The 15,738-nt window shown below is 71.7% G+C and carries 11 protein-coding genes and 1 pseudogene; 3 read left to right on the plus strand and 9 right to left on the minus strand.

Going from position 1 to position 15,738, the window contains the following annotated elements:
* Positions 1-222 precede the first annotated feature (222 nt).
* The 3 genes from VNF07_03990 to VNF07_04000 form a co-directional block, all read right to left on the minus strand.
* The gene (locus VNF07_03990; protein ID HVB05393.1) at positions 223-2,364 is read right to left on the minus strand and encodes a fibronectin type III domain-containing protein; all 2,142 of its coding nucleotides are present in this window, start codon (positions 2,362-2,364) and stop codon (positions 223-225) included.
* Positions 2,365-2,650: 286 nt separating this feature from the next.
* Positions 2,651-3,574, minus strand: coding sequence for a fumarylacetoacetate hydrolase family protein (locus VNF07_03995; protein HVB05394.1), 924 nt, complete (start codon positions 3,572-3,574; stop codon positions 2,651-2,653).
* A complete protein-coding gene (locus tag VNF07_04000; protein ID HVB05395.1) occupies positions 3,574-4,083 on the minus strand; it encodes an Lrp/AsnC family transcriptional regulator in 510 nt (169 codons plus the stop codon). Before VNF07_04000 ends, VNF07_03995 begins: the two co-directional genes overlap by 1 nt.
* 103 nt (positions 4,084-4,186) lie before the next feature.
* Between VNF07_04000 and VNF07_04005 the strand changes: the two are divergent.
* Positions 4,187-5,074, plus strand: a pseudogene (locus VNF07_04005) (phenylalanine 4-monooxygenase).
* Here the strand turns inward: VNF07_04005 and VNF07_04010 are convergent.
* Together VNF07_04010 and hppD are read right to left on the minus strand one after the other, a co-directional pair.
* Positions 5,050-6,204: a homogentisate 1,2-dioxygenase gene (locus tag VNF07_04010; protein ID HVB05396.1), complete on the minus strand. Its 1,155-nt coding sequence runs from the start codon at positions 6,202-6,204 to the stop codon at positions 5,050-5,052. The pseudogene VNF07_04005 and the gene VNF07_04010 sit on opposite strands and share 25 nt — an antisense overlap.
* A gap of 5 nt (positions 6,205-6,209) precedes the next feature.
* Entirely contained in the window at positions 6,210-7,340 is a 1,131-nt protein-coding gene (gene hppD / locus VNF07_04015; protein HVB05397.1) for a 4-hydroxyphenylpyruvate dioxygenase, read from the minus strand.
* Positions 7,341-7,430: 90 nt separating this feature from the next.
* Here hppD and VNF07_04020 point away from each other — a divergent pair, with 90 nt between their 5' ends.
* Both VNF07_04020 and VNF07_04025 read left to right on the plus strand, forming a co-directional pair.
* Complete coding sequence (locus VNF07_04020) at positions 7,431-7,922, plus strand: Lrp/AsnC family transcriptional regulator (GenBank protein ID HVB05398.1); 492 nt, start codon at positions 7,431-7,433, stop codon at positions 7,920-7,922.
* 53 nt (positions 7,923-7,975) lie between these two features.
* Positions 7,976-10,093: a dehydrogenase E1 component subunit alpha/beta gene (locus VNF07_04025; GenBank protein HVB05399.1), complete on the plus strand. Its 2,118-nt coding sequence runs from the start codon at positions 7,976-7,978 to the stop codon at positions 10,091-10,093.
* 17 nt (positions 10,094-10,110) lie between these two features.
* Here VNF07_04025 and VNF07_04030 read toward each other — a convergent pair whose 3' ends face one another.
* From VNF07_04030 to VNF07_04045, 4 genes are read right to left on the minus strand one after another with little or no spacing between them, the layout of a single operon-like run.
* Positions 10,111-11,307, minus strand: coding sequence for an acyl-CoA dehydrogenase family protein (locus tag VNF07_04030; protein HVB05400.1), 1,197 nt, complete (start codon positions 11,305-11,307; stop codon positions 10,111-10,113).
* Positions 11,304-12,242 (minus strand): hydroxymethylglutaryl-CoA lyase, encoded by a 939-nt coding sequence (locus VNF07_04035; GenBank protein ID HVB05401.1) that lies wholly within the window; start codon positions 12,240-12,242, stop codon positions 11,304-11,306. Before VNF07_04035 ends, VNF07_04030 begins: the two co-directional genes overlap by 4 nt.
* Positions 12,242-14,176, minus strand: coding sequence for a biotin carboxylase N-terminal domain-containing protein (locus tag VNF07_04040; GenBank protein HVB05402.1), 1,935 nt, complete (start codon positions 14,174-14,176; stop codon positions 12,242-12,244). The genes VNF07_04035 and VNF07_04040 overlap by 1 nt, the downstream gene beginning before the upstream one ends.
* 2 nt (positions 14,177-14,178) lie before the next feature.
* The gene (locus VNF07_04045; protein ID HVB05403.1) at positions 14,179-15,735 is read right to left on the minus strand and encodes a carboxyl transferase domain-containing protein; all 1,557 of its coding nucleotides are present in this window, start codon (positions 15,733-15,735) and stop codon (positions 14,179-14,181) included.
* Between the last annotated feature and the right edge of the window lie 3 nt (positions 15,736-15,738).

Here is a 15,738-nt window from a genome sequence, read left to right on the forward strand (position 1 = left end):
CCTCCCGCCGCGACCCTAAGGCCGGATAACTGTGCTGAAAAAGACTCGCTGCTCCGGGACTGCTTCAGGGGGGACCAACTCCCGACCGGTCACAACGAGGGTGTCTGGTTAGGACTCACCAGGTGGTCCAGCTTGCCGCCTAGCGGCCAGCCACCTCCAGGGTCCCAAATCGTTGATCACTCAAGTTTGGACCACCTCCTCTCTCTGGTGGTCCAACTCTATCTACCGTCCGGAGCCTGTCCGCGCATGGCGGACGACCTCGGATTTCGCCTTCGCAGCGCGCAGGCGCAGGTGCGCGGAGACGGTCCTTCCGCCCTTCACGGTCATCGTCTCGGTCACGACGACGCCTCTCCGAAGCGCTGCCAGCTGCCCGAGGCCGACGCTCGTCAGCCGCAGCCGGATCTCCACCGGCGCGCTGCCGCTGACCCGGTAGGGGCTGGCGGCGAGCACGCCGGTCTTGAGGACGCGGTGTCCTCCTGTTCTCACGACGATCGTCTCGGAAAGCTCCGCCTCTCCCTGGCAGGTGGCAGAGCACTTGACGTGGACGAGGACACCGCTGGCCGCCACCGTCGCTGACGGGGCCGCGAGCCTCATCGCTGGCGTCTCCAGAGCCTTGCGCGAGCTGATCGGTGGTGCTGCGGCCGCCATTGGGGGAGCCGAAAGCGCGGCGGCAGGCGCCACCGTCGTGACCGGGGCTGACCCTGTGGAGCCGGAATCGTTGGCGGCGGGAACCGTCGTTGGCGTTGAGGTCGGGGCGGTCGTCGGAGTTGAGATCGGGGCAACAGGCGTCGGGGTCGTCGCAAACACCTCCGCCGAGGACGTGCCCGTGCCCATCGCGTTCTCCGCAGCGACGGTGAAGCCGTAGGTCGTGCCGTCGGCGAGGCCCGTGACGTCGAAGGACCCCTCGCTGGAAGCGGTGGCCACCGTTGTTATCGGCGAGCTCGCGCCGTTCGCGTATACGCCCACTTCGTAGCCCGAGATGCCTGCGCCTCCGTCGGCGAGAGGAGCGACCCACGAGAGTACAACTCCGCCTGCATGAGCCGTCGCCGCGAGTGAACTGGGGAGGCTTGGAGCCAGTCGGAGCGCGAGCACCTGGCTGGACCCAGCGTCCGACAGGTACACCTCCCCGTCGGCAGCGGCCGAGACGCCAACCGGCTCGCTCAGCAGCGTCGAGGTAGCCACGGTGCTGGACGCCGAAGCAACGGTTGTGCCACCGCCAGCGACCACGTAGGCACTCCCACGTACCCACGCTCCACTCACCCCATACCCGGGGTCGGCTCCCGACTCCGCCAGGACTCGAATCCGCCGACCGTTGGAGTCGGCGATCAAGACATCGCCTACGGGATCGATCGAAACCTCCCCAGGGGCATTGAGCACAGCGGCAACGTTCAACGGGCAACTGCTGCCATCCGCATGAGAACCAGAGCCAGCGATTACGTAGTCATTCCCAGGCCGCCACGCGGCTCCCGAACCCAAGAGGTACCCGGGGTTGTCAGCGCTGATTGCCAGTACCTGAACATTGTTGCTTCCGCTATCCGCGAAGAGGAGATTTCCCTCGTCGTCGACGGCAAGCCCGTCCGGTCTCTCCAGTGACACAGTTCCGGCAACTGCGCCGCACGCGTCAGGGGCGTTCGCGCCTCCGCCAAGGATCGGATAAAGCGTGCCCGGGCTAAGGCTCGCGCCGAGGGCAGGAAAACCGGGGTTGGTCGACGACGACGCCAAAAGGTCGACCTCATTGTTCGACGTGTCCGCCACGAGAAGGTCCCCGGCGAAGACTCGGGCTCGGCCTAGGGGTTGAACGGCTTCCGGTTGATTCAGGCCGCTGGCGAGGACGTACAACTCGCCAACCACCCAGGAAGCGCCGTGGAGGTCGTACGGGTGCTGCGCTCCGTTCTCGGCAAGCACCTCGACATCGCCATCGCCGGTGTCAGCAATAAGCACGTTTCCCTCGGGATCAACATTGACCCCCGCCGGAAGGTCGAGGGCCGTCAGGGGCCCAGGCGTGCCCGAGGAGCTGGGAGCCTGGCCGACTACGTCCCCGGCTAGCAGGTATAGGTTCCCGATCCGCCATTGCCCGCCAACCGCATAGCCAGGGTTCTGAGCCGACTCCGCGAGCAGATCGACCATCCCGTCCGCCCGGTCCGCCATGAGGACGTTGCCGACGCTGTCGACCGCGACACCCGCGACCTGGTTCAGGTTGGTCCCCAGTGCTGAAGTCCCGGCGATTGTTGCTTCAGCGCCTGATCCCGAAGGATTCAGTCCAGCGACGACCGCGAGATCGGCCGTCGAAGTCGCTGCCGCCCGCCCCCCGGGCACTTCAATACCCGCGGCGATGATGCCAACGATGACGAGGACGGTGACCAAACCCCTTCGACTCATGGTTCCTTTGCGCATGGCAACCTCGCTCGGCGGACACTATTTCTGACGAGGCCGCTGTTGCCACTGAGAATGGTCACCTGGAGTACCGGGCACCATACCGACCGTTTCCCGCGATGAGTCGAAGACAACGGATGTCCCCGTTCCGAGCGGCGCGGCACATGTGCGCACTGCTGCCTCCCGAACGGGGCTGTGGCGTGTGGCGCTTGCAATGCCGGACTAGAGCCGGTCAGCCCATCGGTCGACGAGAACGGGCAGGTCCGACGACCAGCGTTTAAGGCCTCAGAGGGATCGTCGGCGTTGCGGCGGCGATCCGGTGACGGAGCTCGCCCACGTTTTCCACCCGAAGCACTACCTCGTCGCCTTGGGCCAGGTAGGGGAACTCCGCACCGCGACCGAGGGCCGCGTGCTCGAGGATGCAACCCGTGCCGACGGTCCCGGAGCCGAAGACGTCGCCGGGACGAACCTCGGTACCGCGGCTCGCGTAGGCGATCATCTCCCCGAAGCTCCAATAGAGATCGTCGAGGCGCCCGCCGCCGTATCGGCGGCCGTTCACCTCGACCTCCATGTCGAGCGCGAAACTCTGCCGGGAGCGGTACGGGGCGAGCTCGTCCGGCGTCACGAGCCACGGACCGAGCGACGTCGCCGAGTCCTTTCCTTTCGCGGGGCCGAGCCCCTGGCGCATCTCACGACGCTGCAGGTCGCGGGCTGAGAAATCGCAGAGCACCGTGTAGCCGGCGATGTGGGCTTCTGCCTCGTCCGGCCGCAGGTCTCGGCCGGCGGTGCCGATCACCGCCGCGAACTCGAGCTCGTAGTCCCATTCAGCCGATCCGGGGGCGATCGCCACCTCGTCGCGAGGCCCGTGCACCGCGGCGGGGTTGGAGAAGTAAAAGATCGGGAGCTCATACCAGTCGGGGTCGACCTCCCCGCCGCCGCGGGTGTTGCGACGGTGTTCCTCGAAGGCGAGGAAGTCGCGGATCGAGGGCGGCACCGGGAGCGGGGCACGCAGCTCGACCTCGTCGACCGGGCGGCGTTCGGCGGGCTCGCGCCGGGCCCGTTCGGCCGCCCGGGCGAGGCCTCCTCCGTCCCCGCCGAGCAACTCGAGGAGGCCCGTCGCGTCGGGGAGGCCGAGAACGGTGCCGTCCTCGACGAGACCGACGACGTCGGCATCGCCGCGGCGGTAGGTGCAAAAGCGCATTACCGCCCCGCCCCCGCCGTGGCGTGCGCCGCTCCTGTCCCGACGGGACGGCGCTGCTCGTCGAGGACGAAGACGGTCTGGGTGGAGCGCACCGCGTCGATGCGGTGGAGGCGGTGCAGCACGACGTCGCGGAGCGCCCCCACGTCGGTCACGCGGACGATGACGACGAAGTCGAAGCCGCCGCTCGTCACCGCCAGGTACTCGAAACCGGGAAGGCGGACAAGCTCCTCGCGCACGGCCTGCCAGGACCCCTGCTCGACGTTCACGAGGACCATCGCGGTGATCGACTCGCCGAGGGCGAGGGGGTCGACGTCCGCGTGGAAGCCGCGGATCGCGCCGCTCGCCTGCAGGCGCTCGAGGCGGGCGTAGGCGGTGGCGCGCGAGACCTCGGCGAGCCGGGCGAGCTCGTTCACCGAGAGCCGACCGTCCTCCGCCAGCGCGGCGAGGATGCGGCGATCGACCTCGTCGGCGAGGGCGGAGGGAGCGCCGGCCTTCCGGGATGTGGGCATCGTTCCCGGACGATACTCGCGTCTTCGCCGGTTTTGAGAGCAGAACGTCCGGATACTTGCGCCACCATCTTGAACCTCGGCCCGAGGCAGGCGGACACTTCGCGAGATGGACACCACGGCGATCAAGAGCGTCCAAAGCGAGGGAGCGGTCGCCTCCGCGGCCCACCCCGCCGCCGGCGATGAGGCCTACTGGCGCCGAAGGGAGGCGATCAACGCCGCTGTCGCCGCCCGCGGCGAGGGAGCACCGATCCCCCTCGTCGACTACCTCGAGGAGGAAGACGCTGTCTGGCGACAGGTGAGCGAGGTGTTGGGCCCCCGCCATCGCCGCCACGCCTGCACCGCCTTCCTCGACGGCGTCACCCGCCTCGACCTCCCCCGCGACCGCATCCCGCAGCTGCGCGAGGTCGACCGCTGCCTGCGGGCGCTCACCGGCTTCTCGATCCGCCCCGTCGGCGGTCTCGTCGGCCCGACCGAGTTCTACGGCTCGCTGGCCGAGCGTGCCTTCTGCTCGACCCAGTACGTCCGCCACCACGCGACGCCCTTCTACACGCCCGAGCCGGACATCGTGCACGAGCTCATCGGCCACGCCACGATGCTCGCCGAGCCCGACCTCGCCGCCCTCTACCAGCTTGCGGGCACGGCCTCGCGGCGAGCCGAGAGCGAGTCGGCCCTCGACTTCTTCTCGCGGGTCTTCTGGTTCGCGCTCGAGTTCGGGGTGGTGCTCGAGGAGGGACGGCCCAAGGCCTACGGGGCGGGGTTGCTCTCCTCCTGCGGCGAGATCGAGGCCTTCACCGCCGCGGAGATGCGCCCCTTCGACCTCGCCGCGATGGGCACCACCGACTACGACATCACCCACTACCAGCCGCTTTTGTTCCTCGCGCCCTCGTTCTCGGAGATGACCGGGCGCCTAGGCGAGTTCTTCTCGGCCTTCGACGACGAGCTCGCCGAACGCCTCCGCCGGGAGGCTCAGGAAAGCCAGCTCCGCAGGTAGGAGGGGTCGGCGCAGCCACGCGCCGAGGGGCTCACCGCGAGCGGCGAGAAGGTATCGATCATCACCGCCGTCTCGTCGGTGCGCGACGCCCCGAGCGAGGCCTCGACGGCGCCGGGCTGCGGGCCGTGCACGAAGCCCGCCGGGTGCAGCGTCATCGAGCAGCGGCCGATTCCGCTGCCGGCGCGACTGAGGAAGTCCCCGTCCGCGTAGAAGATGACCTCGTCGCTGTCGGTGTTGGCGTGGTGATAGGGGGCGGGCACGGCGCGCGGGTCGAAGTCGAGGGGCCGCGGCACGAAGCTGCAGACGACGAAGGCGGGCCCCACGAAGGTCTGGTGCACCGGTGGCGGCTGATGGAAGCGCCCCACGACGGGCTCGAAGTCGGCGATCGAGAGCGCGAGCGGGTAGACCGAGCCGTCCCAGCCGACGACGTCGAAGGGATGGTGCGCGTAGCGGTGCCGCGCCCAGCCGGCGCGGTGGCGGATGATCACCTCCACCTCCTCCCCCTCCTCGAGGAGGGGCTCCGCCGGCGCCCGCAGGTCGCGCTCGGAGAACGGAGCACCCTCGAGGAAGTGGCCGCCCGGGCCGACGTAGCGCTCCGGGAAGCCGAGGTGGCCGCGCGCCTCGAGGATCAACAGGTCGACGCCGTCGGCGTCGTCGACCACGAGGCGGTGCGTGGTCGAGGCAGGCACGAGCAGGTAGTCGCCCGCAGCGAAGGGGAGGCGTCCGAAGACCGACTCGAGGACCCCGCGCCCGCGCTGCACGTAGAGGAGCTCGTCGCCGGCCGCGTTGCGATAGAGAGGCCCGGAGCCACAGGCGCGCGCGAAGCACACCGTGACCTCGGCGTTGCCGAGCAGCACGTGACGGCCGAGGACGGGGTCGTCCGCCGCGGCGAGCTCGCCGAGGCGGAGGTGCATCGGCTCCAGCGCGGCGTTCGGTGACGTCTCCTCGCGTGCGACGACGAGCGCCTCGGCGAAGAGCAGGGCGCTCGGCGAGTGACGGTGGTAGAGCAGCGACGAGGGGCCGGAGAAGCCCGCCTGGCCGACGAGCTCCTCGGCGAGGCGCCCCTCGACCCCCTCGAACAGCGAGTGCTCCTTCTTCGGCAACTCGCCGACGCTGCGGTAGCCGGCCATCGCGCTCAGGCCGTCGGGTCGAGATTGCCGCGGCGGCCCTGCTCGCGCTCGATCGCCTCGAAGAGCGCCTTGAAGTTCCCCTCTCCGAAGCCCGTCGCACCCCGCCGCTCGATGACCTCGAGGAACAACGTCGGACGGTCGCCGAGGGTCTCGGTGAAGACCTGCAGCAGGTAGCCACCCGACTCGACGTCGACGAGCACGCCGAGGCGCTCGAGCTCGCCCCAGGGGAGGTCGATCGCACCGACGCGCCGACGGGCCTCGGGGTAGTACTCGGCCGGCGGGACGAGGAAGCGCACGCCCCGGCGCTGCAGCTCGTCGACCGTGCCGACGATGTCCTCGGTGGCGAGCGCCACGTGCTGGACCCCGGGTCCGACATAGGCGTCGAGGTACTCCTCGATCTGGCTCTTGCGCCGGCCGGGGGCGGGCTCGTTGACCGGCAGCACGACATCGCGGCCGTTCCAGAGCACCGTCGAACGCAGCGCCGAGAACTCGGTCCCGATCGCGTCGGCGTCGAAATGCCGCATCTCCTTGAGGCCGAGGACCGACCTGTGCCACGCCACCCACTCGTCGAGCCGGCCCTCCTCGACGTTGGCGACGACGTGGTCGATCCTGGCGAGGCCGACCGGACCGCCGCTCGCGACGCTCGGCAGCCCCTCGCTGACGAGTGCCGGCCACAGCTCGGCACCGTCGAGGGCGGCGTCGACGAGCTGGAGGCGGGTCTCCCCGTAGGCGACGATCGACGCTGTCCTCGACGGGGTCTCCCCGTCGGCGCCGCCGTCCCCTTCCAGGTGGGCGCCGCGGCGCCGCGCCGCGGCGACGCTCTGCGCGAGGTCGCGGACGCCGAGCGCGACGGAGCGGACACCGTCGCCGTGGCGCGCGACGTGCGCGGCGATCGGCGAGCCCTCCGCGAGCGGGGCGGTGACGGCGAGCTCGATCGAGCCCTCGCGGAGCAGGTAGGTGACGCGATCCCGGACACCGGTCTCCGGACCGAGGTAGCCGACGCAGGTGAAGCCGAAGCCGGACTGCAGGAGATGGGTGAAGGCACGGGCGTTCCCCACCCAGAGCTCGAGGTGGTGGAAGCCGGTCATCAGGTCGGCGGGCGCCGTGGCCGGCGCGGCCTCGATGGTGCTCGTCATGCAGAAATGGAACGCCTCTCCGCTCAAGAAGTCAAGTGGATGAGAATTTCTTGAGCATATTTGCAGTGAAATCGCTCTATACTGAACGATATGACCACCATGGAGCTCGACGACCTCGACCGGCGCCTCCTCCTCGCCCTCGGGGCGCGGCCGCGCGCCGGGATGCTCGAGCTCTCACGATCCCTCGGTGTCGCCCGCAACACCGCGCAGGCCCGCCTCGACCGCCTCACCGCTGCCGGGGTGGTGACCGGTTTCGGCCCCGACCTCGACCTCGCCGCCCTCGGCTACCAGGTCACCGCCTTCACCACGCTCGAGATCTCCCAGGGGCGCTCCGGCGACGTGCTGGAGCACCTGCGCTCGATCCCCGAGGTCGCCGAGGTGCACCGCACGACCGGTGCGGGTGACCTCCTCTGCCGGATCGTCGCCACCAGCAACGACCACCTCGCGCTGCTCCTCGACCGCATCCTCGAGGTACACGGGATCGCGCGCACGACGACCGCGATCGCCCTCGACACGCCCCTTCCGAGCCGCTCGCTGCAGCTCCTCGCGGCGCAGACGGCGGACGCCGCGGCGACCGGCTGAGCGGGCGGGTTTGGAGAGGCCGTGAGAGAGGGAATGCTGAGCGAGGTGAAGCGATGACCCGCTCGACCGAAGAGCGCCGCAGCCCGAGCACGGCGATCTTCCCCGTCGCCGAGGTGCTCGAGGACCTGCGGCGCGCCCTCGTCTCGCGCTTCCTCGACGAGCGCGAGCTCACCCTGCAGAAGCAGGGGCGGGTCTTCTTCCAGGTCTCCGCCGCCGGCCACGAGGCGCTGCAGCTCGCGCTCGCGCGGGCGCTGCGCCCCGGGGTCGACTGGGTCTTCCCCTACTACCGCGACCGCACCCTCGCCCTCGCCCTCGGCGTCACGCCCGAGGAGATGCTCCTGCAGGCGGTCGGCTCCTCGGCCGACCCCGCCTCGGGGGGCCGGCAGATGCCCTGTCACTTCAGCTCGCCCGCGCTGCACATCGCGACGACCTCGAGCCCGACGACGAGCCAGTGCCTTCCCGCCGTCGGCTGCGCCGAGGCCTCCCGCTACCTGAACGCGCACGGGCCGCTCGCCGCCTGCAGCGCCACGCCGGACGAGATCACCGTCACCACCCTCGGCGACGGCGCCTGCTCGGAGGGCGAGTTTTGGGAGGCCCTCAACACCGCCTGCACGTTGCGCCTCCCGCTGCTGTTCGTCGTCGAGGACAACGGCTTCGCGATCTCGGTGCCGGCGAGCGAGCAGTCACCGGGGCCAATCACCGCGCTCACCTCGGGCTGGCCGGGGCTGCACCGCATCGACGTCGACGGGACCGACTACTTCGCGGCCCGCGAGGCGATCGCCTACGCGGTCTCCGACACGCGCGCGGGGAACGGCCCGTGGCTCATCCGGGGGCGCACCACCCGCCCTTACTCGCACTCCGCCGCCGACACGCAGTCCAAGTACCGCGGTCCCGAGGAGCTCGCCGAGGAGGCCGAACGCGACCCCATCGCCCGCCTCGAGGCGGCGCTCCTCGAGATGGGCGCGATCACCGAGGAGGGGCTGACGGCGCTGCGCGCGGAGGCTTTCGCGACCGTCGCCGCGGCCGCCACCGCGGTGCTCGCCGCACCCCGTCCGGACCCCGCCGGCATCACGGAGCAGCTCACCGCCCTCCCCCCACCGTCCGCCGCCGCGCCGGGGCCCCGCCCCTCGCGCCGCGAGGGGGCGCACGAGGACGAGGTGATGATGGGGGAGGCGATCCGACGGGCCCTCGGCGAGCTGATGGAGGGCGACGAGCGGATCCGTCTCTTCGGCGAGGACGTAGCCGACGCGCGCGTCGAGCTCCTGGAGCGCGTCGAGGGAAAGGGGGGCGTCTTCGGGACGACCCTCGGCCTGCAGCGCCGCTTCGGCGTCGACCGCTGCTTCAACACCCCCCTCGCCGAGGCGAACATCGTCGGGCGCGCCGTCGGCCAGGCGCTGCGCGGCCTGCACCCGGCGCCCGAGATCCAGTTCTTCGACTACGTCTGGCCGGCGATGCAGCAGATCCGCTCCGAGGCGGCGACGATCCGCTGGCGCTCGAACGGCGCCTTCCACTGCCCCCTCGTGCTGCGTATCCCGATCGGCGGCTACCTGACGGGTGGCGCGATCTGGCACTCGCAGTGCGGCGAGTCGATCTTCACGCACATCCCGGGGCTGCTCGTCGCCTTTCCGTCGCGCGCCGAGGACGCCGTCGGGCTGCTGCGGACGGCCTTCTCGCTCGAGGACCCGGTGCTCTTCCTCGAGCACAAGCACCTCCTCCGGCAGCGCTACACCCGCGACCCCTACCCCGAGGCGGGCTTCGCCGTCCCCTTCGGAAAGGCGCGGCTCTGCCGGCCGGGGCGCGACCTCACGATCGTCACCTACGGGGCGACGGTCGAGAAGTCCCTGCAGGCCGCGGCGCTCCTCGCCGGGGAGGGCACCGAGGTCGAGGTCCTCGACCTCCGCACGCTCTCCCCCTGGGACCAAGAGGCGGTCGCCGAGTCGGCGGCGCGCACCAGCCGGGTCCTCGTCGTCCACGAGGACACGCTGACGAGCGGCTTCGGCGCGGAGATCGCGGCGTGGGTCGGCCAGCACTGCTTCACCGACCTCGACGCCCCCGTGACGCGCCTCGCGGCACGCGACACCTGGGTGAGCTACGAGCCCGAGCTCGAGCGGGCGACCCTCCCCCAGACCGAAGGGATCGCCGCCGCGGCACGCGAGCTGCTCGGCTTCTGAGCCTGCGGCGCAGGCGCTCAGCCCTCGCTACGGCCGAGCGGCGTCGAGAGGCCGAGCTCGCGGGCAATCAGCAGGCGCAGGATCTCGCTCGTCCCCTCGCCGATCTCGAGCGCCTTCGCGTCCCGGTAGAAGCGGCCGACCGGCGACTCGTTCATGAAGCCGTAGCCCCCGAAGATCTGCGTCGCGTCGCGCGCGTTCTGCATCGCCGCCTCCGAGCCGACGAGCTTCGCGATCGCGGCCTCCCGCTTGAAGGGCTCCCCGCGCAGCGCCTTGGAGGCGGCCTGCCAGTAGGCGAGGCGGGCGGTGTGGGCGCGGGCGTCCATGTCGGCGAGCTTGAACTGGATGCCCTCGAACTGGCCGATCGGCTGCCCGAAGGCGACGCGCTCGCCGGCGTAGCGGACCGCCTCGTCGAGGCACCCCTGCGCGAGGCCGGTGCAGATCGCGGCGATCGCCACCCGCCCCTCGTCGAGGATCTGCAGGAACTGCGCGTAGCCCCGCCCCTCGACGCCGATCAGGTTCTCGACGGGGACCCGGCAGTCGGTGAAGGCGAGCTCGTGGGTGTCGGTCGCCCCCCAGCCGACCTTGGAGTAGGACTTCCCGACGTCAAAGCCGGGCGTGCCCGCGGGGATGAGGATCGTCGAGATCCCGGCGCGCTCCCCGCCGCCGCCGGTCAGCGCGGCGACGACGACACAGCCGGTGATCGAGGTCCCCGAGTTGGTGATGAAGGACTTCGCGCCGTTGATCACCCAGTCGTCGCCGACGCGCTCGGCGCGCGTCCGTAGCGCGCCGGCGTCCGAGCCGCCGTCGGGCTCGGTGAGGCCGAAGCCGGCGAGCATCTCGCCTGAGCACAGGCGCGGCAGCCACTCCGCGCGCTGGGCGTCGCTGCCGTAGCGGTGGATCGCCATCGCGCCGAGGTCGACCGCGGCCTCGACGGTGATCGCCACCGAGGTATCGACGCGGGCGAGCTCCTCGAGCGCGAGCGAGAGGCCGAACAGGTCGCCCCCCATGCCGCCGAACTCCTCGGGGAAGGGGATCCCGAAGACCCCGAGCTCACCGAGGCGGCGGACGATCTCGTAGGGGAACTCCTCGCGCTCGTAGAACGCGCCGATCTGCGGGGCGATGACCTCGTGCGCGAAGCGCTCGACGAGGCGCCGCAGCTCCTCGAGCTCCGGGTCGAGGCGGTGGTCGAAACCGGCCGTCATTGTCGAGCTCATCCCCGTACCTCCTGCTCAAGTGCCCGGAGGGTCCGGGAGCGCTCCTCCCTGCCCAGGGCACGACATACCCAATCGGCGGTGCGCACGAGCCCCTCGAGGTCGACGCCGGTCGCGATCCCGAGGCCCTCGAGCTGCCACAGCAGGTCCTCGGTGGCGAGGTTGCCCGTCGCGCTGCCGGCGAAGGGGCAGCCGCCGAGGCCGGCGACGGAGGAGTCGACCACCTCGATGCCCTCCTCGAGCGCCGAGAAGGTGTTGGCCAGCGCCTGGCCGAAGGTGTCGTGGAAGTGCACCGCGAGGGCAGCCGGGGCGTGGCCCGCCGCCCCGAGGGCGCCGAGCAGGTGCTTCACCTGCCCCGGCGTCGCCACGCCGATCGTGTCCCCGAGGCTCACCTCCGCGCAGCCCACCGCGAACAGCTCGTCGACCACCTTCACGACCTCCTCCTCGGCCACCTCGCCCTCCCAGGGGTCGCCGAAGCACATCGAGACGTAGCCACGGAGCGCGAGCCCCGCGGCGAGGGCCTCCCCGGCGAGCGCGCGGATCTCCGCCATCGACTCGGCGCGCGACCGGCCGAGGTTGGCGTTGGCGAAGGACTCGGTGGCGCTCGCGAAGACGGCGACCTCGGCGACCCCGAGCGCGAGCGCCCGCTCGAGGCCGCGGCGGTTGGGGACGAGCACCGAGTAGCGGACGTCGTCGCGCCGCTCCAGGCGGCGGAGGAGCTGCTCGGCGTCGGCCAGCTGCGGCACCCGATCGGGGCGGACGAGGCTCGTCACCTCGAGGTCGCTGAGGCCGCAGTCGGCGAGGCGATCGAGGAGCTCGAGCTTGAGGGCGAGCGGGACCGGGCGCGGCTCGTTCTGCAGCCCGTCACGGGCCCCGACCTCGTGGATGCGGACCCGCGCCGGCAGGCCGGCGGCCGTGACGCGCGGCGGGTGCCGCATCAGGGCGCCTCTCCCGGCTCGATCAGCGCGACGAGCTGATCGAGCGCGACGTGCTCGCCGACCGCGGCGAGCACCTCGGTGACCTTCCCGCCGACGCTCGCGCGCAGCGTCAGCTCGGTCTTCATCGACTCGACGCTGGCGACTGCGTCGCCGCACTCGACCGCGTCGCCAGGGCCGACGGCGAGCGAGCTCAGTGTGCCGGGCACCGGCGAGCGCACCTCGCCGTCGGCGGGCGGGCCGAGCTCCTCTGCGCCCGCGACGGGACCGAACACCTGGACGCGCCCCCGCTCCGAGACGGCGATCAGCGCGCCCCGCTCCTCGACCACGAAGTTCCGCACCTCCCCGTCGATCTCGAGGCGAACGAGACCGTCGGCAGAGGGGAGCGACGCCAGTGTGAAGCTCTTCCCGGCGACCTCGGCGCGACCGGCGCCGCGGTCGATGCGCACCTCGTGTGCCGCGGTGCCGTCGGAGAGCTCGAGGCGCAGCGGCGCTGGCGCGCCGGCGAGGCGCCAGCCGTCGCGGCGGAGCGGACCGTCGTCCTCCTCGCCGGCGGCAGCCGCCCAGGCGGCAGCGAGCAGGGCGCCCTCCTCAAAGGGGGCGCCACCGGTCGGTCCCTCGCGCTCCAGCCAGGTGGTGTCGACGCGCCCGGCCGCGAAGGCCGCGCCGCTGACGATTTCGTAGAGCTGGGAGAGGTTGCTGCCGAGGCCGATGATCGCCGTCTCGTCGAGCGCCGCGAGGAGGCCGAGGCGGGCGGCCTCGCGCGTCGGTCCGTGCGCGACGAGCTTCGCGAGCATCGGGTCGTAGTCCGAGGTGACGACGTCGCCCGAGGCGAGCGCCTCGTCGACGAGGACGCCCGACGGCCAGCGGACGAGGCGGGCGCGCCCCGCCTGGGGGAGGTAGCCGGCCGCCGGGTCCTCGGCGTAGACGCGGGCCTCGATGGCGTGCCCGCTCGCCACCACCTCCTCCTGGGTGAAGGGGAGGTGGCGGCCGAGGGCGACGAGCAGCTGCAGGGCGACGAGGTCAACACCGCAGAGCGCCTCGGTGACGCGGTGCTCGACCTGCAGCCGGGTGTTCATCTCGAGGAAGAAGAACTCATCACCGCGCACGAGGAACTCGACGGTCCCCGCACCCCGGTAGCCGATCGCCCCCGCGAGGCGGAGCGCCGCCGCCCGCAGCCCCGTGAGCACGCCCTCGCCGACGAAGGTGGCCGGCGCCTCCTCCACGACCTTCTGGTGGCGGCGCTGCACCGAGCAGTCGCGCTCGAAGAGGTGGACGAGGCCTCCGTGCTCGTCGGCGAGGATCTGCACCTCGACGTGACGCGCCCCTTCAACGAATCGCTCGACGAAGAGCGCTTCGTCGCCGAAGGCCGCCCGCGCCTCTCGTCCGGCGGCGGCGAGCGCGCCGGTGAGCTCGGCCTCGGCGCGCACGACGCGCATCGCCTTCCCGCCGCCGCCGGCGACGGCCTTCACGAGCAGTGGGAGGCCGACCTCGCCCGCGGCGCGCGCCGCCAGCTCGTCGGCCGACCCTTCGAGCCCCGGGACGACCGGCACGCCGAGCGCGACGGCGCGCCGGCGGGCCTCGTCCTTTCGCCCCATCTCCTCGATCACCGACGAGGTGGGGCCGACGAAGACCACGCCGCGCCGCTCACAGGCGCGCGCCAGCTCCGCGTGCTCGGCGAGAAAGCCGTAGCCGGGGTGGACTGCCCCCGCCCCGGAGGCCTCGACCGCGGCCATCACCGCCTCCACCGAGAGGTAGGAGTCGGCCGCCGGGGCGGGGCCGAGGCAGAAGGCCCGGTCGGCCTCGCGCACGTGCGCGGAGCGACGATCGGCGGCCGAGAAGACCGCGACCGTGCCGAGGCCGAGCGAGCGGGCGGCATGCAGGACGCGGCGCGCGATCTCGCCGCGGTTGGCGACGAGGAGCGAGTCGAAGGCCACCGCTACATCCGGAACACGCCGTAGGGGCTCGGCTCGGGCGCGACCCGCGAGGCGAGCTCGAGGCCGATGCCGAGGACGCGACGGGTGTCGAGCGGGTCGATCACGCCGTCGTCCCACAGGCGGGCGCTCGCGTAGTACGGCGAGCCCTGCCGTTCGTACTCGGCGCGGGTCGCCTCCGCCCGCTCCTCGTCGGCGGCACCCTCGCCGGCGCCACCGACGAGGGAGAGCACCGTCGCCGCCTGCTCGCCCCCCATCACCGAGATGCGGGCGTTCGGCCACATGAAGACGAAGCGCGGGTCGTAGGCGCGTCCGGCCATCGCGTAGTTGCCGGCGCCGAAGGAGCCACCGACGATCACGGTGAACTTCGGCATCGCCGAGCAGGCGACCGCGGTGACGAGCTTCGCGCCGTCCTTCGCGATCCCCCGCGACTCGTAGTCGCGGCCGACCATGAACCCGGCGATGTTCTGCAGGAAGACGAGCGGTCGCCGGCGCTGGTTGCAGAGCTCGATGAAGTGCGTCGCCTTCAAGGCGGACTCGCTGAAGAGCACCCCGTTGTTGGCGAGGATCCCGACGGGGTAGCCGAAGATGCGGGCGAAGCCGCAGACGATGCTCTCCCCCCACAGCTCCTTGAACTCAGAAAAGCGCGAGCCGTCGACGATCCTTCTGATGACGAGCCGCGGGTCGTAGGGCTGGCGGACGTCGGCGGGGACGAGGTCGTAGAGCTCGGCCGGATCCTCGGCCGGCTCCTCGGCCGAGTGCGCCTCCAACCAGGGGTGCTCGGGCGGCGCGAGGGTGGCGACGATCTCACGGAGCTTGCCGAGCGCGGCGGCGTCGTCCGCGGCGAGGTGGTCGACGACCCCCGAACGGCGGGCGTGGGTGTCGCCGCCGCCGAGCTCCTCCGCGCTCACGACCTCCCCCGTAGCGGCGCGCACGAGCGGCGGGCCGCCGAGGAAGATCGTCCCCTGCTCGCGCACGATCACGCTCTCGTCGCTCATCGCCGGGACGTAGGCGCCCCCCGCCGTCGAGGAGCCGAGCACCGCCGAGAGCTGGGCGACGCCACGCGCCGAGAGGCGCGCCTGGTTGTAGAAGATCCGGCCGAAGTGCTCGCGGTCGGGGAAGACCTGGTCCTGGAGGGGTAGGTAGGCGCCCCCGGAGTCCACGAGGTAGAGGCACGGCAGGCGATTCTCGCCGGCGATCTGCTGGGCACGCAGGTGCTTCTTCACCGTGATCGGGTAGTACGAGCCGCCCTTCACCGTCGCGTCGTTGGCCACCACCATGCAGTCGCGCCCCGACACGCGGCCGATGCCGGTGACGATCCCTCCCGCCGGCACCGGCTCGTCGTAGAGCTCGTGACCGGCGAAGAGCGAGAGCTCGAGGAAGGGGCTGCCGGGGTCGAGCAGGCGGTCGATCCGCTCGCGCACGAGCAGCTTCCCGCGCTCGAGGTGGCGCCGGCGCGCCTCCTCGCCGCCGCCCTCGCGGACGACCGCCGCGAGACGCCCGAGCTCCTCGCTGAGCGCGCGCAGCGAGGCAGTCGCCGGAGCAGCGGCTTCGCGGCTCATCGC

The sequence above is a fragment of the Acidimicrobiales bacterium genome, assembly GCA_035533595.1.
Taxonomy (GTDB): domain Bacteria; phylum Actinomycetota; class Acidimicrobiia; order Acidimicrobiales; family Bog-793; genus DATLTN01.

Coding starts and splice junctions, on each gene's coding strand:
- VNF07_03995 (HVB05394.1), bottom strand. CDS start 3,574: ATGCGCTTTTGCACCTACCGCCGCGGCGATGCCGACGTCGTCGGTCTC.
- VNF07_04000 (HVB05395.1), bottom strand. CDS start 4,083: ATGCCCACATCCCGGAAGGCCGGCGCTCCCTCCGCCCTCGCCGACGAG.
- VNF07_04010 (HVB05396.1), bottom strand. CDS start 6,204: ATGGCCGGCTACCGCAGCGTCGGCGAGTTGCCGAAGAAGGAGCACTCG.
- hppD (HVB05397.1), bottom strand. CDS start 7,340: ATGACGAGCACCATCGAGGCCGCGCCGGCCACGGCGCCCGCCGACCTG.
- VNF07_04020 (HVB05398.1), top strand. CDS start 7,431: ATGACCACCATGGAGCTCGACGACCTCGACCGGCGCCTCCTCCTCGCC.
- VNF07_04025 (HVB05399.1), top strand. CDS start 7,976: ATGACCCGCTCGACCGAAGAGCGCCGCAGCCCGAGCACGGCGATCTTC.
- VNF07_04030 (HVB05400.1), bottom strand. CDS start 11,307: ATGAGCTCGACAATGACGGCCGGTTTCGACCACCGCCTCGACCCGGAG.
- VNF07_04035 (HVB05401.1), bottom strand. CDS start 12,242: ATGCGGCACCCGCCGCGCGTCACGGCCGCCGGCCTGCCGGCGCGGGTC.
- VNF07_04045 (HVB05403.1), bottom strand. CDS start 15,735: ATGAGCCGCGAAGCCGCTGCTCCGGCGACTGCCTCGCTGCGCGCGCTC.